At 72.0% G+C, this 16,163-nt stretch carries 14 protein-coding genes; 11 read left to right on the plus strand and 3 right to left on the minus strand.

All coding sequences use genetic code 11. From position 1 onward, the window contains the following. Nucleotides 1–123 precede the first annotated feature (123 nt). Nucleotides 124–795 (minus strand): lysophospholipid acyltransferase family protein, encoded by a 672-nt coding sequence (locus ACZ4LX_RS23200; RefSeq protein WP_467648237.1) that lies wholly within the window; start codon nucleotides 793–795, stop codon nucleotides 124–126. Between the two features lie 235 nt (nucleotides 796–1,030). On the opposite strand from ACZ4LX_RS23200, the gene ACZ4LX_RS23205 reads away from it, so the two are divergent. The 3 genes from ACZ4LX_RS23205 (at nucleotide 1,031) to ACZ4LX_RS23215 (ending at nucleotide 3,441) form a co-directional block, all read left to right on the plus strand. Beyond that, on the plus strand, nucleotides 1,031–2,197 hold the full coding sequence (locus tag ACZ4LX_RS23205) for a glycerophosphodiester phosphodiesterase (protein WP_467648240.1): 1,167 nt from the start codon (nucleotides 1,031–1,033) through the stop codon (nucleotides 2,195–2,197). A 136-nt stretch (nucleotides 2,198–2,333) separates the two neighbouring features. Beyond that, complete coding sequence (locus tag ACZ4LX_RS23210; RefSeq protein ID WP_467648243.1) at nucleotides 2,334–2,900, plus strand: sigma-70 family RNA polymerase sigma factor; 567 nt, start codon at nucleotides 2,334–2,336, stop codon at nucleotides 2,898–2,900. A 37-nt stretch (nucleotides 2,901–2,937) separates the two neighbouring features. Further along, complete coding sequence (locus ACZ4LX_RS23215) at nucleotides 2,938–3,441, plus strand: GNAT family N-acetyltransferase (protein ID WP_467648509.1); 504 nt, start codon at nucleotides 2,938–2,940, stop codon at nucleotides 3,439–3,441. 39 nt (nucleotides 3,442–3,480) lie between these two features. Here the strand turns inward: ACZ4LX_RS23215 and ACZ4LX_RS23220 are convergent, their stop codons facing one another. Together ACZ4LX_RS23220 and ACZ4LX_RS23225 are read right to left on the minus strand one after the other, a co-directional pair. Next, entirely contained in the window at nucleotides 3,481–3,918 is a 438-nt protein-coding gene (locus ACZ4LX_RS23220; RefSeq protein ID WP_467648245.1) for a hypothetical protein, read from the minus strand. Nucleotides 3,919–3,920: 2 nt separating this feature from the next. Continuing rightward, entirely contained in the window at nucleotides 3,921–4,280 is a 360-nt protein-coding gene (locus tag ACZ4LX_RS23225; protein ID WP_467648249.1) for a hypothetical protein, read from the minus strand. Nucleotides 4,281–4,906: 626 nt separating this feature from the next. Here ACZ4LX_RS23225 and ACZ4LX_RS23230 point away from each other — a divergent pair. The 8 genes from ACZ4LX_RS23230 (at nucleotide 4,907) to ACZ4LX_RS23265 (ending at nucleotide 16,126) form a co-directional block, all read left to right on the plus strand. Then, nucleotides 4,907–5,965 carry a methionine ABC transporter ATP-binding protein gene (locus ACZ4LX_RS23230; protein ID WP_467648253.1) on the plus strand — a complete coding sequence of 353 codons (1,059 nt, stop codon included), beginning with the start codon at nucleotides 4,907–4,909 and terminating at the stop codon, nucleotides 5,963–5,965. Beyond that, the gene (locus ACZ4LX_RS23235) at nucleotides 5,962–6,633 is read left to right on the plus strand and encodes a methionine ABC transporter permease (RefSeq protein ID WP_467648255.1); all 672 of its coding nucleotides are present in this window, start codon (nucleotides 5,962–5,964) and stop codon (nucleotides 6,631–6,633) included. The genes ACZ4LX_RS23230 and ACZ4LX_RS23235 overlap by 4 nt, the downstream gene beginning before the upstream one ends. A gap of 73 nt (nucleotides 6,634–6,706) precedes the next feature. Then, nucleotides 6,707–7,573, plus strand: a complete 867-nt coding sequence (locus tag ACZ4LX_RS23240) for a MetQ/NlpA family ABC transporter substrate-binding protein (protein WP_467648259.1) — start codon at nucleotides 6,707–6,709, stop codon at nucleotides 7,571–7,573. Nucleotides 7,574–7,674: 101 nt separating this feature from the next. After that, a complete protein-coding gene (locus ACZ4LX_RS23245; RefSeq protein WP_467648263.1) occupies nucleotides 7,675–8,352 on the plus strand; it encodes a GNAT family N-acetyltransferase in 678 nt (225 codons plus the stop codon). Between the two features lie 106 nt (nucleotides 8,353–8,458). Beyond that, complete coding sequence (cbiE, locus tag ACZ4LX_RS23250; RefSeq protein WP_467648265.1) at nucleotides 8,459–9,697, plus strand: precorrin-6y C5,15-methyltransferase (decarboxylating) subunit CbiE; 1,239 nt, start codon at nucleotides 8,459–8,461, stop codon at nucleotides 9,695–9,697. 333 nt (nucleotides 9,698–10,030) lie between these two features. Then, nucleotides 10,031–13,603, plus strand: coding sequence for a nicotinate-nucleotide--dimethylbenzimidazole phosphoribosyltransferase (cobT, locus tag ACZ4LX_RS23255; protein ID WP_467648269.1), 3,573 nt, complete (start codon nucleotides 10,031–10,033; stop codon nucleotides 13,601–13,603). A 302-nt stretch (nucleotides 13,604–13,905) separates the two neighbouring features. Further along, a complete protein-coding gene (gene cobA, locus ACZ4LX_RS23260) occupies nucleotides 13,906–15,162 on the plus strand; it encodes a uroporphyrinogen-III C-methyltransferase (RefSeq protein ID WP_467648271.1) in 1,257 nt (418 codons plus the stop codon). Between the two features lie 64 nt (nucleotides 15,163–15,226). After that, on the plus strand, nucleotides 15,227–16,126 hold the full coding sequence (locus ACZ4LX_RS23265; protein ID WP_467648274.1) for a TrmH family RNA methyltransferase: 900 nt from the start codon (nucleotides 15,227–15,229) through the stop codon (nucleotides 16,124–16,126). Nucleotides 16,127–16,163: the final 37 nt, after the last annotated feature.

A 16,163-nucleotide genomic window follows, 5' to 3' on the forward strand; every position in this document is an offset into this window, starting at 1 on the left:
GCCGCGCGCCGCACGAGCGTGCGGGCATGCCGAAGGGCCCGTACCGCCGACCGGGGACACCGTGTCCACCGGCCCGGGTACGGGCCCTTCCCGCCGCTTCGTTCCGTGCCGTGGGGCTCCGGTTCAGGCGGCCTTGGCCTTCGTTGCGTACATGTCGACGTACTCCTGGCCGGACAGCCGCATCACCTCGGCCATCACGGAGTCCGTCACCGCCCGCAGCACATAGCGGTCGCGGTCCATGCCCTCGTAGCGCGAGAACTCCATCGGCTCACCGAAGCGGACCGTGACCTTGCCGGGCCTCGGCAGGCCGGCGCCGCCCGGCTGCAGCTTGTCCGTACCGATCATCGCGAACGGCACCACCGGAGCACCCGTCATCAGCGTCAGCCGCGCGATGCCCGTCCGGCCGCGGTAGAGGCGGCCGTCGGGGGAGCGGGTGCCCTCCGGGTAGATCGCGAAGGCCTTGCCCTCCTCCAGCACCCGACGACCCGTCATCAGCGCCGCGACGCCGCCCCGGCCGCCGTCCCGGTCCACCGGGATCATGCCGCTGCCGGTGAAGAACCACGCCATCAGCCGGCCCTTGAAGCCCTTGCCGGTCACGTACTCGTCCTTGCCGATGTAGAACACCGGCCGGTCGCAGCAGATCGGCATGATCATCGAGTCGATGAACGTCAGATGGTTGCCCGCGAGGATCACCGGCCCGGTCCCCGGAATGTTCTGGGCGCCTTCCACCTGGGGGCGGAACATCAGGCGCAGGATCGGTCCGAGCACTGCCTTGATGAGTGCGAGTCGGGACAACGGTTCCTCCGGTGTAGTGGCCGGGCCGGCCGAGGCGACGGATTGAGAGGGTCCATGCAGGTGAGGACGATACTCGCGGGTACTCGCTGATCGCACATCGGGTTCACTCCACGGATACACGGTGTTGACCTGTGTTTGCGCCATGTTCGTCCAGATGGCGCCGTCCGGACCGCGCCGCCGCCTACGCTCGGTCCTCGCCCGAACAGGTGCCGCACATCACATGCGAGGAGCATCAATGACAGAGCGTACGCAGGCCGGCCCCGGACGACGGACCGTCATGGGCGCAGGCGCGGCGGTACTCGGGACCGCCGCCCTCGGAGCCACCGGAACGGCGCACGCGGCCGCGGAGCCCGGCCGGAAGCCGGCCGGGCACGGCGGCCACCGCCTCGATCTTCCGGTGCCGACCGTCATCGGCCACCGGGGTACCAGCGGCTACCGCCCCGAGCACACGCTCGGCTCCTACCAGCTGGCTCTCGACATGGGCGCGCACATCATCGAGCAGGACCTGGTCCCGACCAGGGACGGCCATCTCGTATGCCGACACGAGAACGACATCACCGCCACCACCGATGTCGCGGCCCACCCCGAGTTCGCGAGCCGCCGGACGACGAAGACGGTCGACGGCACCCCACTGACCGGCTGGTTCACCGAGGACTTCACCCTTGCCGAGCTGAAGACGCTGCGAGCCGAGGAGCGCATCCCCGGCAACCGCCAGAAGAACACGCTGTACGACGGCCGTTGGGAGATCCCCACCTTCGAGGAGGTGCTGAGCTGGGCCGAACGCGAGGGCCGCGAGCGCGGAAAGCCCGTCTGGCTGTACGTCGAGACCAAGCACCCCACCTACTTCCGCGGCCTGGGCCTCGGCCTGGAGGAGCCGCTCGCCAAGCTGCTGCGCCGCTACCACAGGCACCGCGCACAGTCGCCGCTCATCCTCCAGTCCTTCGAACCCGGCAGCATCCAGCGGCTGTCGAAGCTCGTCGCCACCCCGCGTGTCGTGCTGCTCTCGGGCGCCGGTTCCCAGCCCTGGGACTTCGTCACCTCCGGCGACCCGCGCACGGTCGACGACCTGGTGAAGCCCGAGGGCCTGAAGTGGCTGGCGTCCTTCGCGCAGGGCATCGGCCCCACCCTGGACCTGGTCATCCCCAAGGACGCCGCGGGACGGCTCACCACGCCCACCACCCTGGTGCGCGACGCGCACGCACAGGGCCTGATCCTCCACCCGTACACGATGCGCAACGAGAACACCTTCCTGCCCGCCGACTTCAGGCGCGGTACGGACCCCAACGCGTACGGCGACGCGTTCGGCGCCTTCGCCGCGTACTTCGCCACCGGGATCGACGGGATCTTCTCGGACAACCCGGATACGGCGCTGCTCGCGGCGGCGGACTTCACCGGCGAGTAGCACCCCGTCGGTCCTTCCGGCCGCCGTGCGCGGCACGGCACATCCGGTACGTCAGCACCCGGCCGGGCCGTGCCCCGGTCGGGTGGTCCCGGCAGGTTCGGCGACCGTCGCCCGGGATACCGGGTCGGGTGGGGGCGTGACGCTTCTCGATCTTCCCCAGGTCCTGCCCGCCCCGGGCGCCGCCGCCGTGGTCCGCGCGCTGTATCCGCTGGTCGGAGCGGAGGCGACGGCGGAGGCCGCGGCATCCGCCACCGGCGCCGCAGTCGAGCCCGCCGATCTCGCGCAGTCGGTCTGGCTGCGGCTGCTGGAACGGCTGGCGGACCAGGGGCCGCCCGCCGACCCCGTCCGGTGGGTGCGGGACACCGTCAGGGCCGAGGCCCGCCGGGCCCGTCGTACCGCCCTGCGGGAACGCCCCTACCGGGACGAGTCCGCCGCCGACCCCTCCGGCTGCCCGGAACGGGCCGCCCTCTTCGCCGACCAGTGCCGGATGCTGTACGACGCGGTGGACCGGCTGCCCGGTCACTGCACCCGCCTGCTGCGCGCGCTGCTCGCTCCGGGCGACCTCACCTACCGCCAAATCGCAGGGGAGTTGGGTATGTCACAGGGGAGTTTGGGTCCGATCCGTTCCCGATGCCTTGGATGTCTGCGCAGAATGCTGGCGGCGGAGGTTGTAGCTCCTGAACTGCGGGGAAAGGAGCGGTAGACAACCGGCGGATCAGGTGAGCGAGAGGCATGCGCGGATGGGCATGAGCGTGATCATCTCGGCGGCGAAGGCACAGGACGCCGAGCAGGTCTTGAAACTCCAGTACCTCTGTTTTCAGAGCGAGGCGGAGCTGTACGGGAACTACCGGATCGACCCCCTCGTCCAGACCCTCGAATCGGTACGCGCCGAAATCGCCACGCACCTGGTGTTCGTGGCGCGCCTCGGCGACGAGGTCGTCGGTGCGGTACGCGGTGCGGCGGACCAGGACGGCACCGGACAGATCGGGAGGCTCTGCGTCCACCCCCGGCTCCAGGGGCACGGCCTCGGCGCCCGGCTGCTGGGCGCGGCGGAGGCCGGCCTCACCGACCAGCGGTCGGCCACCCGCTTCCGGCTGCACACCGGGCACCGCAGCGAGAACAATCTGCGGCTCTACCGGCGCGCGGGCTACGCCCCCGTCGGCAACGAGACCGGTCAGGACGGCGTCCGGATGATCCTGCTGGAGAAGGAGGCCTCGGCACCCGCCTATGTGACGAGCGCCTGAGGGAAGTCCCGGCAGTTCCTGGCGGGAGCGCCCTCGGGGTCACGCGGTCCGGGCGCGGCGCAGCCACATCATCCCGGTGACCGGAAGGATCACCGGGATGAACAGGTAGTCCCGGCCGAAGTACGACCAGACCGTGGCGTCCGAGAACGCCGAGGGCTCGACCAGGGTCCACGTACCCACGATCAGCACCCCGGCGAGCTCGGCGGCACAGCACACCAGAGCCGTCCGCCGGGCCTTCTCGCCACCGCGCACCAGCGAGTAGGTGATGAAGCCGTAGACGGCCGCGGCCCCAGCCGACAGCACGTACGACAGGGGGGCCCTGCCGAAGTCCAGGATCATCTGCACGATGGCGCGCGACGCCGCCGCCACGGTGAACACCCCGTAGAACCAGACCAGTACCCGGCCCGGTCCGGTGCCGAGGTCGAAGGGCTGCTTTCCACCGGCGGCCGTTGCGGGGGTGCGATCGGTGTCGGTCACGGTCAGTTTCCCCAGATGTCGTAGAGCCGTACTTCGAGAACGGCCAGCACGACCGCGCCCGCCGCCACCGTCACCGAACCCCAGCGGGTCCGTTCGCTCAGTGACAGGAAGCCCGCCGCCGGTACGGCGAGGAAGGCCCCGGTCAGATACGCGATGAAGATGGTCATGCCCTGCTCGGGCCGCTCGCCGCGGGCCAGCTGCACGATCCCCACCACCAGCTGGGCCAGCGCCAGGAGCGAGACCACGGCCATCCCGATGAAGTGCCAGTCCTTGGTCGGCTGGTCCCGGTAGGCGGCGAATCCGCACCAGGCGGCGAGGGCGAGGGCGGCCACACCGACCGCGATCGTCAGGGCGTCAAGCATGAGCCGAGGGTATTACGGGCGGCGGGGGCCGCTGCGTGCACCCCCGTGCCCGAAGGCCGCGGCTCGCGGGGACGAGGGCGTGCGACAGGACCGCACCGGGCGGGGGAGCGATCGTGGTCTTGGCCACACGCCCCCATGCCCCCGGCGGGTGCGGGCCTGCTTCACGGACCGTGCGCCCCTTGTATCGGCGCAGGTCACAGCGGTACGGCCGGGCCTCTGCCGGGCAGGCCGGCCGAAGCCGTCGGACCATCCACGGCTGTCCGCTATCCGGACAGCGGGTTCGGCGGGAACCTGACGTCTGTTTTACTTGGCGCATGACCACGACGAGCAGCCGCACCCTTGCGACCGAGGCGATCACGACGCCCGGTGCTCGTTGTATGTGTCGAATGCGCGCCTTCTGAGGGCCCACGCCTGAGCCTCGCGCCCCGAAGCGAGACCGAGTCCGAGCTGTCCGCACCCAGCGGAACGCGCCCTTCCAGCACGCTGCCCCGCGGCCGCCGCCGCGTACCGGCCGTGCCGGGACACCCGCTCGGAACGTCCGGCCGAAACGTCCGGACGGCCTCATCGGACGACTTCCCCGTGCCCGGCGGACACCGCGCCGCGCACTCGACAGTGACGGAAACCCTGTGATCACCACTACAGGCCTGACGAAGGTCTACCAGTCGCGCGACCGTGAGGTCACCGCCCTGGACGGCGTCGACCTGCACGTCCGCGAGGGCGAGGTGTACGGCGTCATCGGGCAGAGCGGCGCCGGGAAATCCTCCCTCATCCGCTGCGTCAACCTGCTGGAGCGCCCCACCTCCGGCACCGTGACCGTGGCGGGCCAGGACCTCACCGCTCTCGCGGGCCGGGGCCGCCGGGCCGGCAAGGAACTGCGCGAGGCACGCAGCCGCATCGGCATGGTCTTCCAGCACTTCAACCTGCTGGCCTCCCGCACCGTCCAGGGCAATGTGGAACTCCCGCTGGAGATCCTCGGCGTCACCGGCCGCGAACGGTCCCGCAAGGCGCTCGAACTCCTCGGCCTGGTCGGCCTCGCCGACAAGGCCAAGGCCTACCCGGGCCAGCTCTCCGGCGGCCAGAAGCAGCGTGTCGGAATCGCCCGCGCGCTCGCCGGCGACCCCAAGGTGCTGCTCTCCGACGAAGCGACCTCGGCCCTGGACCCCGAGACCACCCGCTCCATCCTCCAGCTGCTGCGCGATCTCAACCAGCAGCTCGGTCTCACCGTCCTGCTCATCACGCACGAGATGGACGTCGTCAAGACGATCTGTGACTCCGCCGCGCTGATGCGCAAGGGGCGCGTCGTCGAGTCCGGCACTGTCGGCGACCTGCTCGCCACCCCCGGCTCCGAACTCGCCCACGAGCTGTTCCCGGTCGGCGGCAGCGCCTCCGGCCCCGACCGCACGGTCGTCGACGTCACCTTCCACGGCGACGCGGCCGGCCGGCCGGTGATCTCGCAGCTCTCCCGTACGTACAACATCGACATCTCGATCCTGGGTGCCGCGATGGACACCGTCGGCGGCAGGCAGATCGGCCGGATGCGCATCGAGCTGCCCGGCGGGTTCGAGGAGAACGTCGTCCCGATCGGCTTCCTGCGCGAGCAGGGACTGCAGGCCGAGCTCGTCGACGGCACAGAGACCGAACCCGCCGTCATCCCCGCACCGCTCACCAAGGAGGTGGCGAAGTGACCTGGTCCGAAATGCAGCCGCTGCTGACACAGGGCACCGTCGACACCCTCTACATGGTCCTTTGGTCCGCGGTCGTCACCGTCCTGGTGGGACTGCCGCTCGGCGTCCTGCTCGTTCTCACCGACAAGGGCGGCCTCCTGCGGAACACACCGGTGAACAAGGTCATCGGCGTGATCGTGAACATCGGCCGCTCGCTGCCGTTCATCATCCTGCTGATCGCCCTGATCCCCTTCACCACCTGGGTCGTGGGCACCTTCATCGGCCCGACCGCGATGATCGTGCCGCTGGCCGTCGGCGCCATCCCGTTCTTCGCCCGGCTCGTCGAGACGGCGGTGCGCGAGGTGGACCACGGGCTCGTCGAGGCCGTCCAGTCCATGGGCGGCTCCATCCCGACGATCGTCCGCAAGGTCCTGCTGCCGCAGGCGCTGCCCTCCCTCGTCTCCGGGATCACCACCACCGTCATCGTGCTCATCGGCTACTCCGCGATGGCCGGTGCGGTCGGCGGCGAAGGACTCGGATCCAAGGCCGTCACCTACGGATTCCAGCGCTTCGACAACCAGTTCATGCTCATCACCGTCGCGCTGCTGATCGTCATCGTGACCGTGATCCAGCTGATCGGCGACGGAGCCGTACGCCTGCTCGCCCGCCGAGGCCGCACCACCTCCTGAGACTTCTCTCCTCCACGAGCCCGCACTCCTTGTCCGGGCGCACCACCATCACCACCTGAAAGAGGCACTCTTCGTGCGTAAGAACATCAAGATCACCGCGGCTGCCGCCGCCACCGCCGCCCTCGCCTTCGGTCTCACCGCCTGCGGTACGGACTCCGACCCGGCGTCCAAGGGCGGGACCGGCGCCAAGGCCGACACCTCCAAGGCCCTCGTCGTCGCGGCCTCCCCGACGCCGCACGCCGACATCCTGGGCTTCGTCAAGAAGAACCTCGCAGAGAAGGCCGGCCTCAAGCTGGAGGTCAAGGAGTTCACGGACTACGTCCTGCCGAACACCGCCACCGAGACCGGCCAGGTCGACGCCAACTTCTTCCAGCACCAGCCCTACCTGGACGACTTCAACGAGAAGAACAACACCCACCTGGTCTCCGTCGGCACCGTCCACCTGGAGCCCCTGGGCGTCTACTCCAAGAAGGTCAAGGACCTGGCCGACATCAAGTCCGGCCAGACCATCGCCGTACCCAACGACACCACCAACGAGGGCCGCGCGCTCCAGCTCCTCGCCGAGAACGGTCTGATCACCCTCAAGGACGGCGTCGGCACCAGCGCCAAGCTGAGCGACATCACCGACAAGAAGGGCCTGAAGTTCAAGGAGCTGGAGGCCGCGACCGTACCCCGCGCCCTGAACGACGTGGACGCCGCCGTCATCAACGGCAACTACGCCATCGAGGCCGACCTCAAGCCCGCCGAGAACTCCCTGGCGCTGGAGAAGGCGGACGGCAACCCGTACGCCAACATCATCGCCGTCAAGAAGGGCAACGAGACGGACCCCCGCGTGGAGAAGCTCGTGAAGCTCCTCCACTCCGACGAGGTCAAGAAGTTCATCGAGGACAGCTACCAGGGCTCGGTCATCCCGGCCTTCGGTACCGCAGCCAAGTCCTGACCACGGCAAGGCACTTGCCCGCGGAGCCCCGCACACCCCGCCCGGGTGTGCGGGGCTCCGCCGTGCCCACCCGGCCATGCGCGGGGCCCACCCGATGCTGCATGCTGTGCCTTTACACGGTCTTCGGCATGGAGCTGCGCATGACTTCCACCTTCCCGGACATCTCCATCAGCACGGACCGGTTGGTGCTGCGCCCGTTCGACATGGCGGACATCCCCGCGCACATCGAGATGATGAACGACGAACTCGTCATCGCCTGGACCGAGGCCCCTCAGCCCTACACCCAGGTCGACGCCGAACGCTGGGTCCGCAGAATCGCTCCCGCGGAGCGCACGAAGGGCGACGGCATCGTGTTCGCCGTCACCGAGTTCCTCACCCAGCGCCTCGTCGGCTCGGTGCGGCTGCGCAACACCGACTGGCGGACCCGCGCCACCGAGGCCGCCTACATCACCGCCCCGTGGGCGCGCGGCGAGGGCTACGCCACCGAGGCCGTGCTGGCCCTTGCCCAGTGGCTCTTCCGTGACCAGGGCTTCGAGCGCATCGAGCTGCGCACCGCCGCCGACAACACGGCCTCCCAGCAGGTCGCGCAGAAGCTCGGCTGCATCAGCGAGGGAGTGCTGCGCAACGCCCGCATAGCCCGTTCACAGACCGAGGACGGAGGATGGACCGACATCAGGACCGATCTGATCGTCTGGGGCCTGCTGCCCGAGGACCTCGAAGGGGTGGCCGAAGAGCTCGCCGACGCCGGTGGCTACGGCACCTACAACGACTGGAACTGAGCTTGCCGGGGCACTGGCACGGCACAGGTCCGTACCGGGTAACCTCACCCTGCCCGCCTCTGGGCAACCTGCCCCACCTGCGACACATCCAGGAGACTGACGACAGATGGCCGACCGTGTCACCGTGATCGGCTGGGACGGCTCGCCACTGACCAGAGCGGCCACGGCCGCGCTCTCGGCTGCCACCCTCGTCGCCGGCGCCGCCCACCATCTCGCGCTGCCCGAAGTCCCGCACGGCGCGGAGCGGATCCGCCTCGGCTCGGTCGACCTCGCTGCCCGCCGGATCGCCGGGCACCGGGGCAGCGTCGTGGTTCTCGCCGACGGGGACCCGGGTTTCTTCGGGGTCGTACGCACCCTGCGCGCGCCCGAGCACGGTCTCGAAGTCGAAGTGGTGCCCGCCGTCTCCTCCGTCGCCACCGCCTTCGCCCGCGCCGGCATGCCGTGGGAGGACGCCCAGACGGTCGTCGCTCACCCCCGCACCCTGCGCCGGGCGGTGAACGTCTGCCGTGCCCACCACAAGGTCGCCGTCCTCACCTCGCCGGGTGCGGGCCCCGCCGAACTGGCGCTCCTGCTCGAAGGCGTCCACCGCACCTTCGTCATCTGCGAGGAGCTCGGCACCGACCGCGAACAGGTCAGCGTCGTCACCTCCGACACCGCCGCCGACCACGTCTGGCGCGACCCCAACGTCGTCATCGTCATCGGCGGCGGCCCCGAACAGCGGGCCGAAGGAGCCTGGATCGCGGGCCGCCACCCCGCCTACCCCCAGGGCGTACGCGGCTGGGCGCTGCCCGCCGACGCCTACCGGGGCCCCGCGACGGACGCCCGGGGCGAGAGCGGCGAGGGCGAGGCCCCCGGGCTCCGCGCCGCCCAACTGGCCCATCTCGGGCCCCGCACGGGCGACCTGCTCTGGGACATCGGCTCCGGCTGCGGCGCCCTGGCCGTGGAGGCCGCCCGCTTCGGTGCGGCGGTCCTGGCCGTCGACAGTGACCCGGACGCCTGCGCCCGTACGACCGCGGCGGCCCGGGCCTTCGGCGTTCAGCTCCAGGTCGTCGAGGGCCGGGCTCCGCACGTGCTGGAGCGGCTGCCCGAGCCCGACATCGTACGGATCGGAGGCGGCGGCGCCCCCGTTGCCGTCGCCGTCGCCGACCGCAGGCCGGAGCGGATCGTGACCCACGCGTCGACCCGGGACGAGGCGGAGGTGCTGGGCGCGGCGCTGATGGAGAACGGCTATACGGTCGCCTGCTCCCTCCTCCAGTCCGTCGAACTCGACACGGCTGCCTGGTCGGAGCGCGAACGCACAGTCGTCTTCCTGCTCTCCGCACTGCGTTCGGACCTTGCCCCCTGACCCGGTCGGCATGCGGTGCGAGGTAGGCTGGCCGATCGTTGCACCGCGCCCGGACGTTCGTCGCTTCGTTCGTCAATGTCCGGAAAAGGGGACTGTTTTGGCCCCTGTTGTGGTACGGCAGAACCGGGGGACGCGCAACGTGGCGCAGTCCACAGCGAGCCGTGGCGAAATGTCCTGCCGCGGCGCCGAACGGCCGCGAGAATGCACTATGTCCGCGACCGATTCGTGCCGCGCGGCTCGCCCGCTCGTTCCACTGGACGAGTACCGGTGTGCCACGTTCGGGCGTTCCGGGCGAAGGGCCGAAGAAGCACTGACGATGGGCGAGGGGTACGCATGAGTGACACCGGCCGGATCCCGGGCGAGGGACTGCCGGAGAACGCAGGCATGGTGGAGCGGACGGGCATCCCCGCCCCGGACGCTTACACCTTCCTCGACCCCTCCGCGCATGTCTCCGAGGACGACGACCTCCTGCTGATGCCGAGCGCCCAGGGCGCCTGGGGCGAGCCCCAGGCGGGCCAGGCCCCGCTGCCCGAGCAGGGCGGCGCGTACCAGCAGGGACCCGCCCCGCAGCCGCACCACATGCCGCAGGGTGACGGCGGGGCGCAGGACCCGGCCCCGTTCCAGGAGCAGGTCACGGCGTACGCCGTGCAGCAGGCCCCGGCCGAGGCCCTCCAGGAGAGCGGCCGGGGAACCCATGAGTCGGGCGGCCGCGATTCCGGGCACGTCGACCTGAGCGGTGTACGCATCCCCTCGCCCGCCCCCGTACCGGCGCAGGCCCAGGTACCCGTGACGCAGACGCAGACGCAGACGCAGACGCAGGCGCCGGTGCGCCGTCCGCTGCACCGGGGTCCGGCCTCCGCCGACTCCGGTCCCTCCTACGGCGGTACGTCCGGCGGCGTGGTCCGTTCGCTGGCCGACCGGGGCCCGGCAGGATCGCCCCAGCCCCGGACCCAGCCCCCGGCGCGGGCTGCCGTTCAGACACCCGCACGGCACGCGGGCCCGGCCACCGCCGAACCCGAGTACTTCGAGCTGCCGGCCGACGAGGTTGCCGCGCTCCCGGGACCGCAGCTCGGTGAGATCCCGCCGCAGAGCGCGGGTCAGTGGGCCGCCCAGGCGCCGCAGCAGGCCGCCGTGCCGGTCGCGGAACAGGCCGTCGCCCCGGAGGCGGAGTCCTCGGCGCCGGAGGAAACGGCAGCAGCAGAAACGGTTGTACCGGAGGCGGTCGTTCCGGAAGTGGTGGCCGAGGTGTCCGTCGCCGAGATGCCCGTCGCCGAGATGCCCGTGGCCGAGATGGCCCCGGCCGAGGCGCAGGAGCCCGCGCCGGTGGCCGTGGAGCCGGTGGCCGTCGAGCCCCCGACTCTCCCGGCCGAGGACCCGGCACCCGCACCCACGTCGGCGGAGACCGCTGAGGCCGCTGGGGCCGAGGTTCCGGCCGGCGTCGCTCCCGTGCACGCGGCACCTGCCGAGGCAGCGGCCCATGACGCCGCCGCGCCCGCCGAGGCCGTGGCCCCGACCGAGGCCGCATCCGCCGAAGTCCCGCTCGCCCAGCCCGTGCCTGCCGAGACGGCGGCCGCCGAGCCCGTGCCCGCCGCCGAAGCGCGGGCCGAGGCGGCCGTGGCCGAGGAAGCCCCGGCCGGGGCAGCCGCCCTGCCGCAGGTGGAGCCGGTTCCCGACGGAGCGTCCCTCGGCCGGTTCGTGCCCGTCGCGGGTTCGCTGCCGACCGCCCCGCACCTCGCTCCGGTGCCGGTGACCGAGCCGGCCGCGGAGCCTGCTCCGGAGCTCGCTCCTGAGGCCGTGGCAGCGGTCATGGAGACCGGGGGCCCGGCCCGGACGGTGGAGGCGGCCGAGGTCGTCGAAGCCGTCGCGCCGGAAGCCGTCGTCGTGCCCGCGCCCGAACCCTTGGCGGTGCCCGAGCCGGAATCCGCGAGCGTGCCCGCGCCCGCACCGGCGGTCGTGGCCGGGCCGGAGACGGGTCCCGAGGTCATCGAGACCCCGGACCTCACGGACGGCCACGGCTACCCGGAGCCCGTACGGCCCGAGGCCGCCGAACCCGAGCCGCGGACCCGGGCCGCCGATCTCACGGAGACCTCCGGGGCCGCTGCTCCCATGGTGGCCGACGAGCCCCAGGCCTCCGACGCCCCGGCCCCGGAGGGCGATGAGGCCGCCGCCTTCCAGCCCCCCGCCCCCGGCTACGACGACGCCGAGCGCGATGCCGTACTGCGCGTCATGCGCGAGCGCCGCGACATCCGCAACGGCTTCCGCAGCGACCCCATCCCGCACGAGGTGCTCCTGCGGGTCCTGGAGGCCGCCCACACGGCGCCCAGCGTCGGGCACTCGCAGCCCTGGGACTTCGTCGTCATCCGCTCCGCGGAGACCCGCCGCTCCATGCACGAACTGGCGCAGCACCAGCGTGAGGCCTACGCGAAGTCGCTCCCCAAGGGCCGGGCGAAGCAGTTCAAGGAACTGAAGATCGAGGCGATCGTCGACACCCCGGTCAACATCGTCGTCACGGCCGACCCCACCCGCGGCGGCCGGCACACCCTCGGCCGGCACACCCAGCCGCAGATGGCTCCGTACTCCTCGGCGCTCGCCGTCGAGAACCTGTGGCTGGCCGCACGTGCCGAAGGCCTCGGCGTCGGCTGGGTCAGCTTCTTCGACGAGCGTGAGATGGTCCGGGCCCTGGGCCTGCCCGAGCACCTCGAAGTCGTGGCGTACCTCTGTGTCGGTTACGTCGACGAGTTCCCCGAGGAGCCCGAGCTGATGCAGGCGGGCTGGTCCAAGCGCCGCCCGCTGTCCTGGGTCGTCCACGAGGAGACCTACGGCCGCCGTGCCCTGCCCGGCGAGGAGCCGCACAACCTGCTCCAGGAGACCATCTCCACCATCCGGCCGCTGGACGCCAAGGCGCTGGGCGAGGCCTGGGAGCGCCAGAAGCGGATGACCAAGCCGGCCGGTGCGCTCGGCATGCTGGAGATCATCTCGGCGCAGCTCTCCGGGCTCTCCCGGATGTGCCCGCCGCCGATCCCGGAGCCCGCGGCCGTCGCGATCTTCGCGGGTGACCACGGGGTGCACGCCCAGGGCGTCACGGCCTGGCCGCAGGAGGTCACCGGCCAGATGGTCGCAAACTTCCTCGGCGGCGGCGCGGTCTGCAACGCCTTCGCGGCCCAGGTCGGTGCCGAGGTGTGCGTGGTCGACGTCGGTGTGGCCATGGAACTGCCCGCGCAGCCCGGCCTGCTGCCCCGCAAGGTGCGCGCCGGAACGGCTGACTTCACGACCGGCCCCGCGCTCACCCGCGAGGAGGTCCTGGCCGCGATCGAGGTCGGCATCGAGACCGCCCGCGATCTGGTGGCGGCGGGCAACAAGGGCCTGCTGACCGGGGAGATGGGGATCGCCAACACCACGGCGTCCGCCGCCCTGATCTGTGTCTACACCGGCCTGGACCCGGCCGAGGTGACCGGCCGGGGCACCGGCATCAACGACGAGATGCACGCCCGCAAGGTCGATGTGGTACGCCGCGCCCTCGACCTTCACCAGCCGGACCCGGCCGATCCGATCGGGGTACTCGCGGCCGTGGGCGGCCTGGAGCACGCCGCGATGGCCGGCTTCCTGCTCGGCGGGGCGTCGCTCCGTACGCCGGTCATCCTCGACGGTGTGAGCGCGGGCGCGGCCGCCCTGGTCGCCCGTGCCATCGCGCCGGAGGCGCTTGCCGCCTGCATCGCGGGCCACCGCAGTGCCGAGCCCGGTCATGTGGCCGCGCTCAACAAGCTGGGCCTGCGCCCGCTGGTCGACCTCGACCTCCGCCTCGGCGAGGGTACGGGCGCTCTGCTGGCGCTGCCGATCGTGCAGAGCGCGGCCCGCGCGATGCACGAGGTGGCGACGTTCGACTCGGCAGGCGTCACGGAGAAGTAGCCCGGTCGCGGTCCGGGGGCATCGCACCCCCGGACCCCGCTCCCGGTCGCCGGAGGTCCGGGCCCGTCCCGCCGGGCGTGAAGCCCCGGCTGCGCCGGCATCCGCGGCTCGCCCCGGGGCGAGCCGCGGGGCCCGCGGTACCCGACGTCCGGCCCACCCCACCCCGTATCGTGGCCAGCCCCAGCCCCAGCCCCAGCCCCAGCCCCAGCCCGCCCCGCACCACCGCACATCACCGCACGTGACAGCCGCTCCACCGCCGCAGCGGCCGCAGCCCCCGCATCGCACGAGGAGCCCGCACCGCCATGGCCGAGCACGCCGATCACCCCGCCTACCCTGTCGGACTGCGCCTCAGCGGGCGCCGCGTCGTCGTCGTCGGCGGCGGCCAGGTCGCGCAGCGCCGCCTCCCCGCCCTCATCGCGGCCGGCGCCGACATCGTCCTCGTGTCGCCGTCCGCCACCCCGTCCGTCGAGGCGATGGCGGATGCCGGCGAGATCCGCTGGGAGCGCCGCCCGTACGCCGACGGGGACCTCGCCGACACCTGGTACGCCCTCGTCGCGTCCGACGACACGGCGGCCAACGACGCCGCCTCCGCCGAGGCCGAGCGCACCCGCACCTGGTGCGTCCGCAGCGACAACGCGGACGAGGCCACCGCCTGGACCCCCGCCACCGGCCGCAGCGAGGGTGTGACGGTCGCCGTGCTCACCACCGACGCGCACGGACGCGACCCGCGCCACTCCGCAGCCGTCCGCGACGCCATCGTCGAGGGGCTGCGCGACGGCACCCTCGCCGCCCCCCACCACCGCACCCGGGCCCCCGGCGTCGCCCTGGTCGGCGGCGGACCGGGCGACCCGGACCTGATCACCGTCCGGGGCCGCCGCCTCCTCGCCGAGGCGGACGTCGTCATCGCGGACCGGCTCGGCCCGCGCGACCTGCTCGACGAACTCCCGCCGCACGTCGAGGTGATCGACGCCGCGAAGATCCCCTACGGGCGCTACATGGCGCAGGAGGCGATCAACAACGCCCTGATAGAGCACGCCAAGGCGGGCAAGGCCGTCGTACGGCTCAAGGGCGGCGACCCGTTCGTCTTCGGGCGCGGTATGGAGGAGGCCCAGGCGCTCGCGGCCGAAGGCATCCCGTGCACCGTCGTGCCCGGCATCTCCAGCTCGATCTCCGTTCCCGGAGCGGCGGGCATTCCCGTCACCCACCGCGGTGTCGCCCACGAGTTCACAGTGGTCAGCGGCCATGTCGCCCCTGACGACGCGCGTTCGCTGGTCGACTGGGAGGCGGTGGCCCGGCTGCGCGGCACCCTCGTGCTCCTGATGGCCGTCGACAAGATCGGCGCCATCGCCCGTACGCTCATCGCTCACGGCAGGTCTCCCGAGACCCCGGTCGCCCTGGTCCAGGAAGGGACCACGGCCGCCCAGCGCAGGGTCGACGCGACGCTCGCCACGGTCGGGGAACGGGCCGTGGCGGAGGACGTCCGCCCGCCGGCCGTCATCGTCATCGGTGACGTCGTCGCGGTCGGTCCGGCGACGGCCGCCACGACACACACCGAGTAACCGGCGGTAACGGATCTTCTTCCAGACCGTTGGCACCACACACCGGACAAGGCAGTATCAACCTGTGGCTGATCTCATCACCGTCGACGACCCCGACGACCCCCGCCTGAGCGACTACATCGGTCTGACCGACGTCGAGCTCCGGCGCAGGCGCGAGCCCGCCGAGGGCCTCTTCATCGCCGAGGGGGAGAAGGTGATCAGACGCGCCAGGCATGCCGGGTACGAGATGCGCTCCATGCTCCTCTCGGCGAAGTGGGTCGACCTGATGCGCGACGTCATCGACGAGGTGCCGGCGCCCGTCTACGCGGTCAGCCCGGAGCTCGCCGAACGCGTCACCGGCTACCACGTGCACCGGGGCGCCCTCGCCTCCATGCAGCGCAAGCCGCTGCCGACGGCCGACGAACTGCTCCTCGCGACCCGCCGCGCGGCCGGCGCGGAGACTGCCGACGACCGGGCGGACACCGGCGCGGTGCCGGCGCCGGGTGCGCGCGAACGGGCTGGGCAGAGCCGTATCGCGATCTTCGAGGACATCGTCGACCACGCCAACCTGGGTGCGGCGTTCCGCAATGCGGCGGCTCTGGGAGTGGACGCCGTGTTCCTCACCCCGCGCTGCGCCGACCCGCTCTACCGGCGGGCCGTGAAGGTGTCCATGGGGGCTGTTCTCGCGGTCCCGTACGCCAGGTTCGAGTCCTGGCCGAAGGGCGCCGACGTCATCCGGAAGGACGGCTTCGTGCTCGCGGCCCTCGCCATCTCGGCGAGTTCCATCACGCTCGACGAGCTCGCCGGCCGCCGTCACGAGAAGCTTGCCCTGATGCTGGGCACGGAGGGGGAGGGGCTGTCGGCCGGTGCGCTGCTGGCAGCCGACGAGCATGTACGCATCCCGATGGACGCCGGTGTCGACTCCCTGAACGTGGCCGCCGCCTCGGCCGTCGCCTTCTACGCCACCCGGCCGAGGTCCGGCTGACCCCCGATGCCGAGGCTCATGAGGGCGGCATGAGCTG

Source organism: Streptomyces sp. NPDC026062 (assembly GCF_055568375.1).

What these genes read in the sequence shown, in the direction of transcription:
- ACZ4LX_RS23205 (WP_467648240.1), top strand. Translation starts at nt 1,031, where the DNA reads ATGACAGAGCGTACGCAGGCCGGCCCCGGACGACGGACCGTCATGGGC.
- ACZ4LX_RS23215 (WP_467648509.1), top strand. Translation starts at nt 2,938, where the DNA reads ATGGGCATGAGCGTGATCATCTCGGCGGCGAAGGCACAGGACGCCGAG.
- ACZ4LX_RS23225 (WP_467648249.1), bottom strand. Translation starts at nt 4,280, where the DNA reads ATGCTTGACGCCCTGACGATCGCGGTCGGTGTGGCCGCCCTCGCCCTC.
- ACZ4LX_RS23245 (WP_467648263.1), top strand. Translation starts at nt 7,675, where the DNA reads ATGCTGTGCCTTTACACGGTCTTCGGCATGGAGCTGCGCATGACTTCC.
- cbiE (WP_467648265.1), top strand. Translation starts at nt 8,459, where the DNA reads ATGGCCGACCGTGTCACCGTGATCGGCTGGGACGGCTCGCCACTGACC.
- cobT (WP_467648269.1), top strand. Translation starts at nt 10,031, where the DNA reads ATGAGTGACACCGGCCGGATCCCGGGCGAGGGACTGCCGGAGAACGCA.
- cobA (WP_467648271.1), top strand. Translation starts at nt 13,906, where the DNA reads ATGGCCGAGCACGCCGATCACCCCGCCTACCCTGTCGGACTGCGCCTC.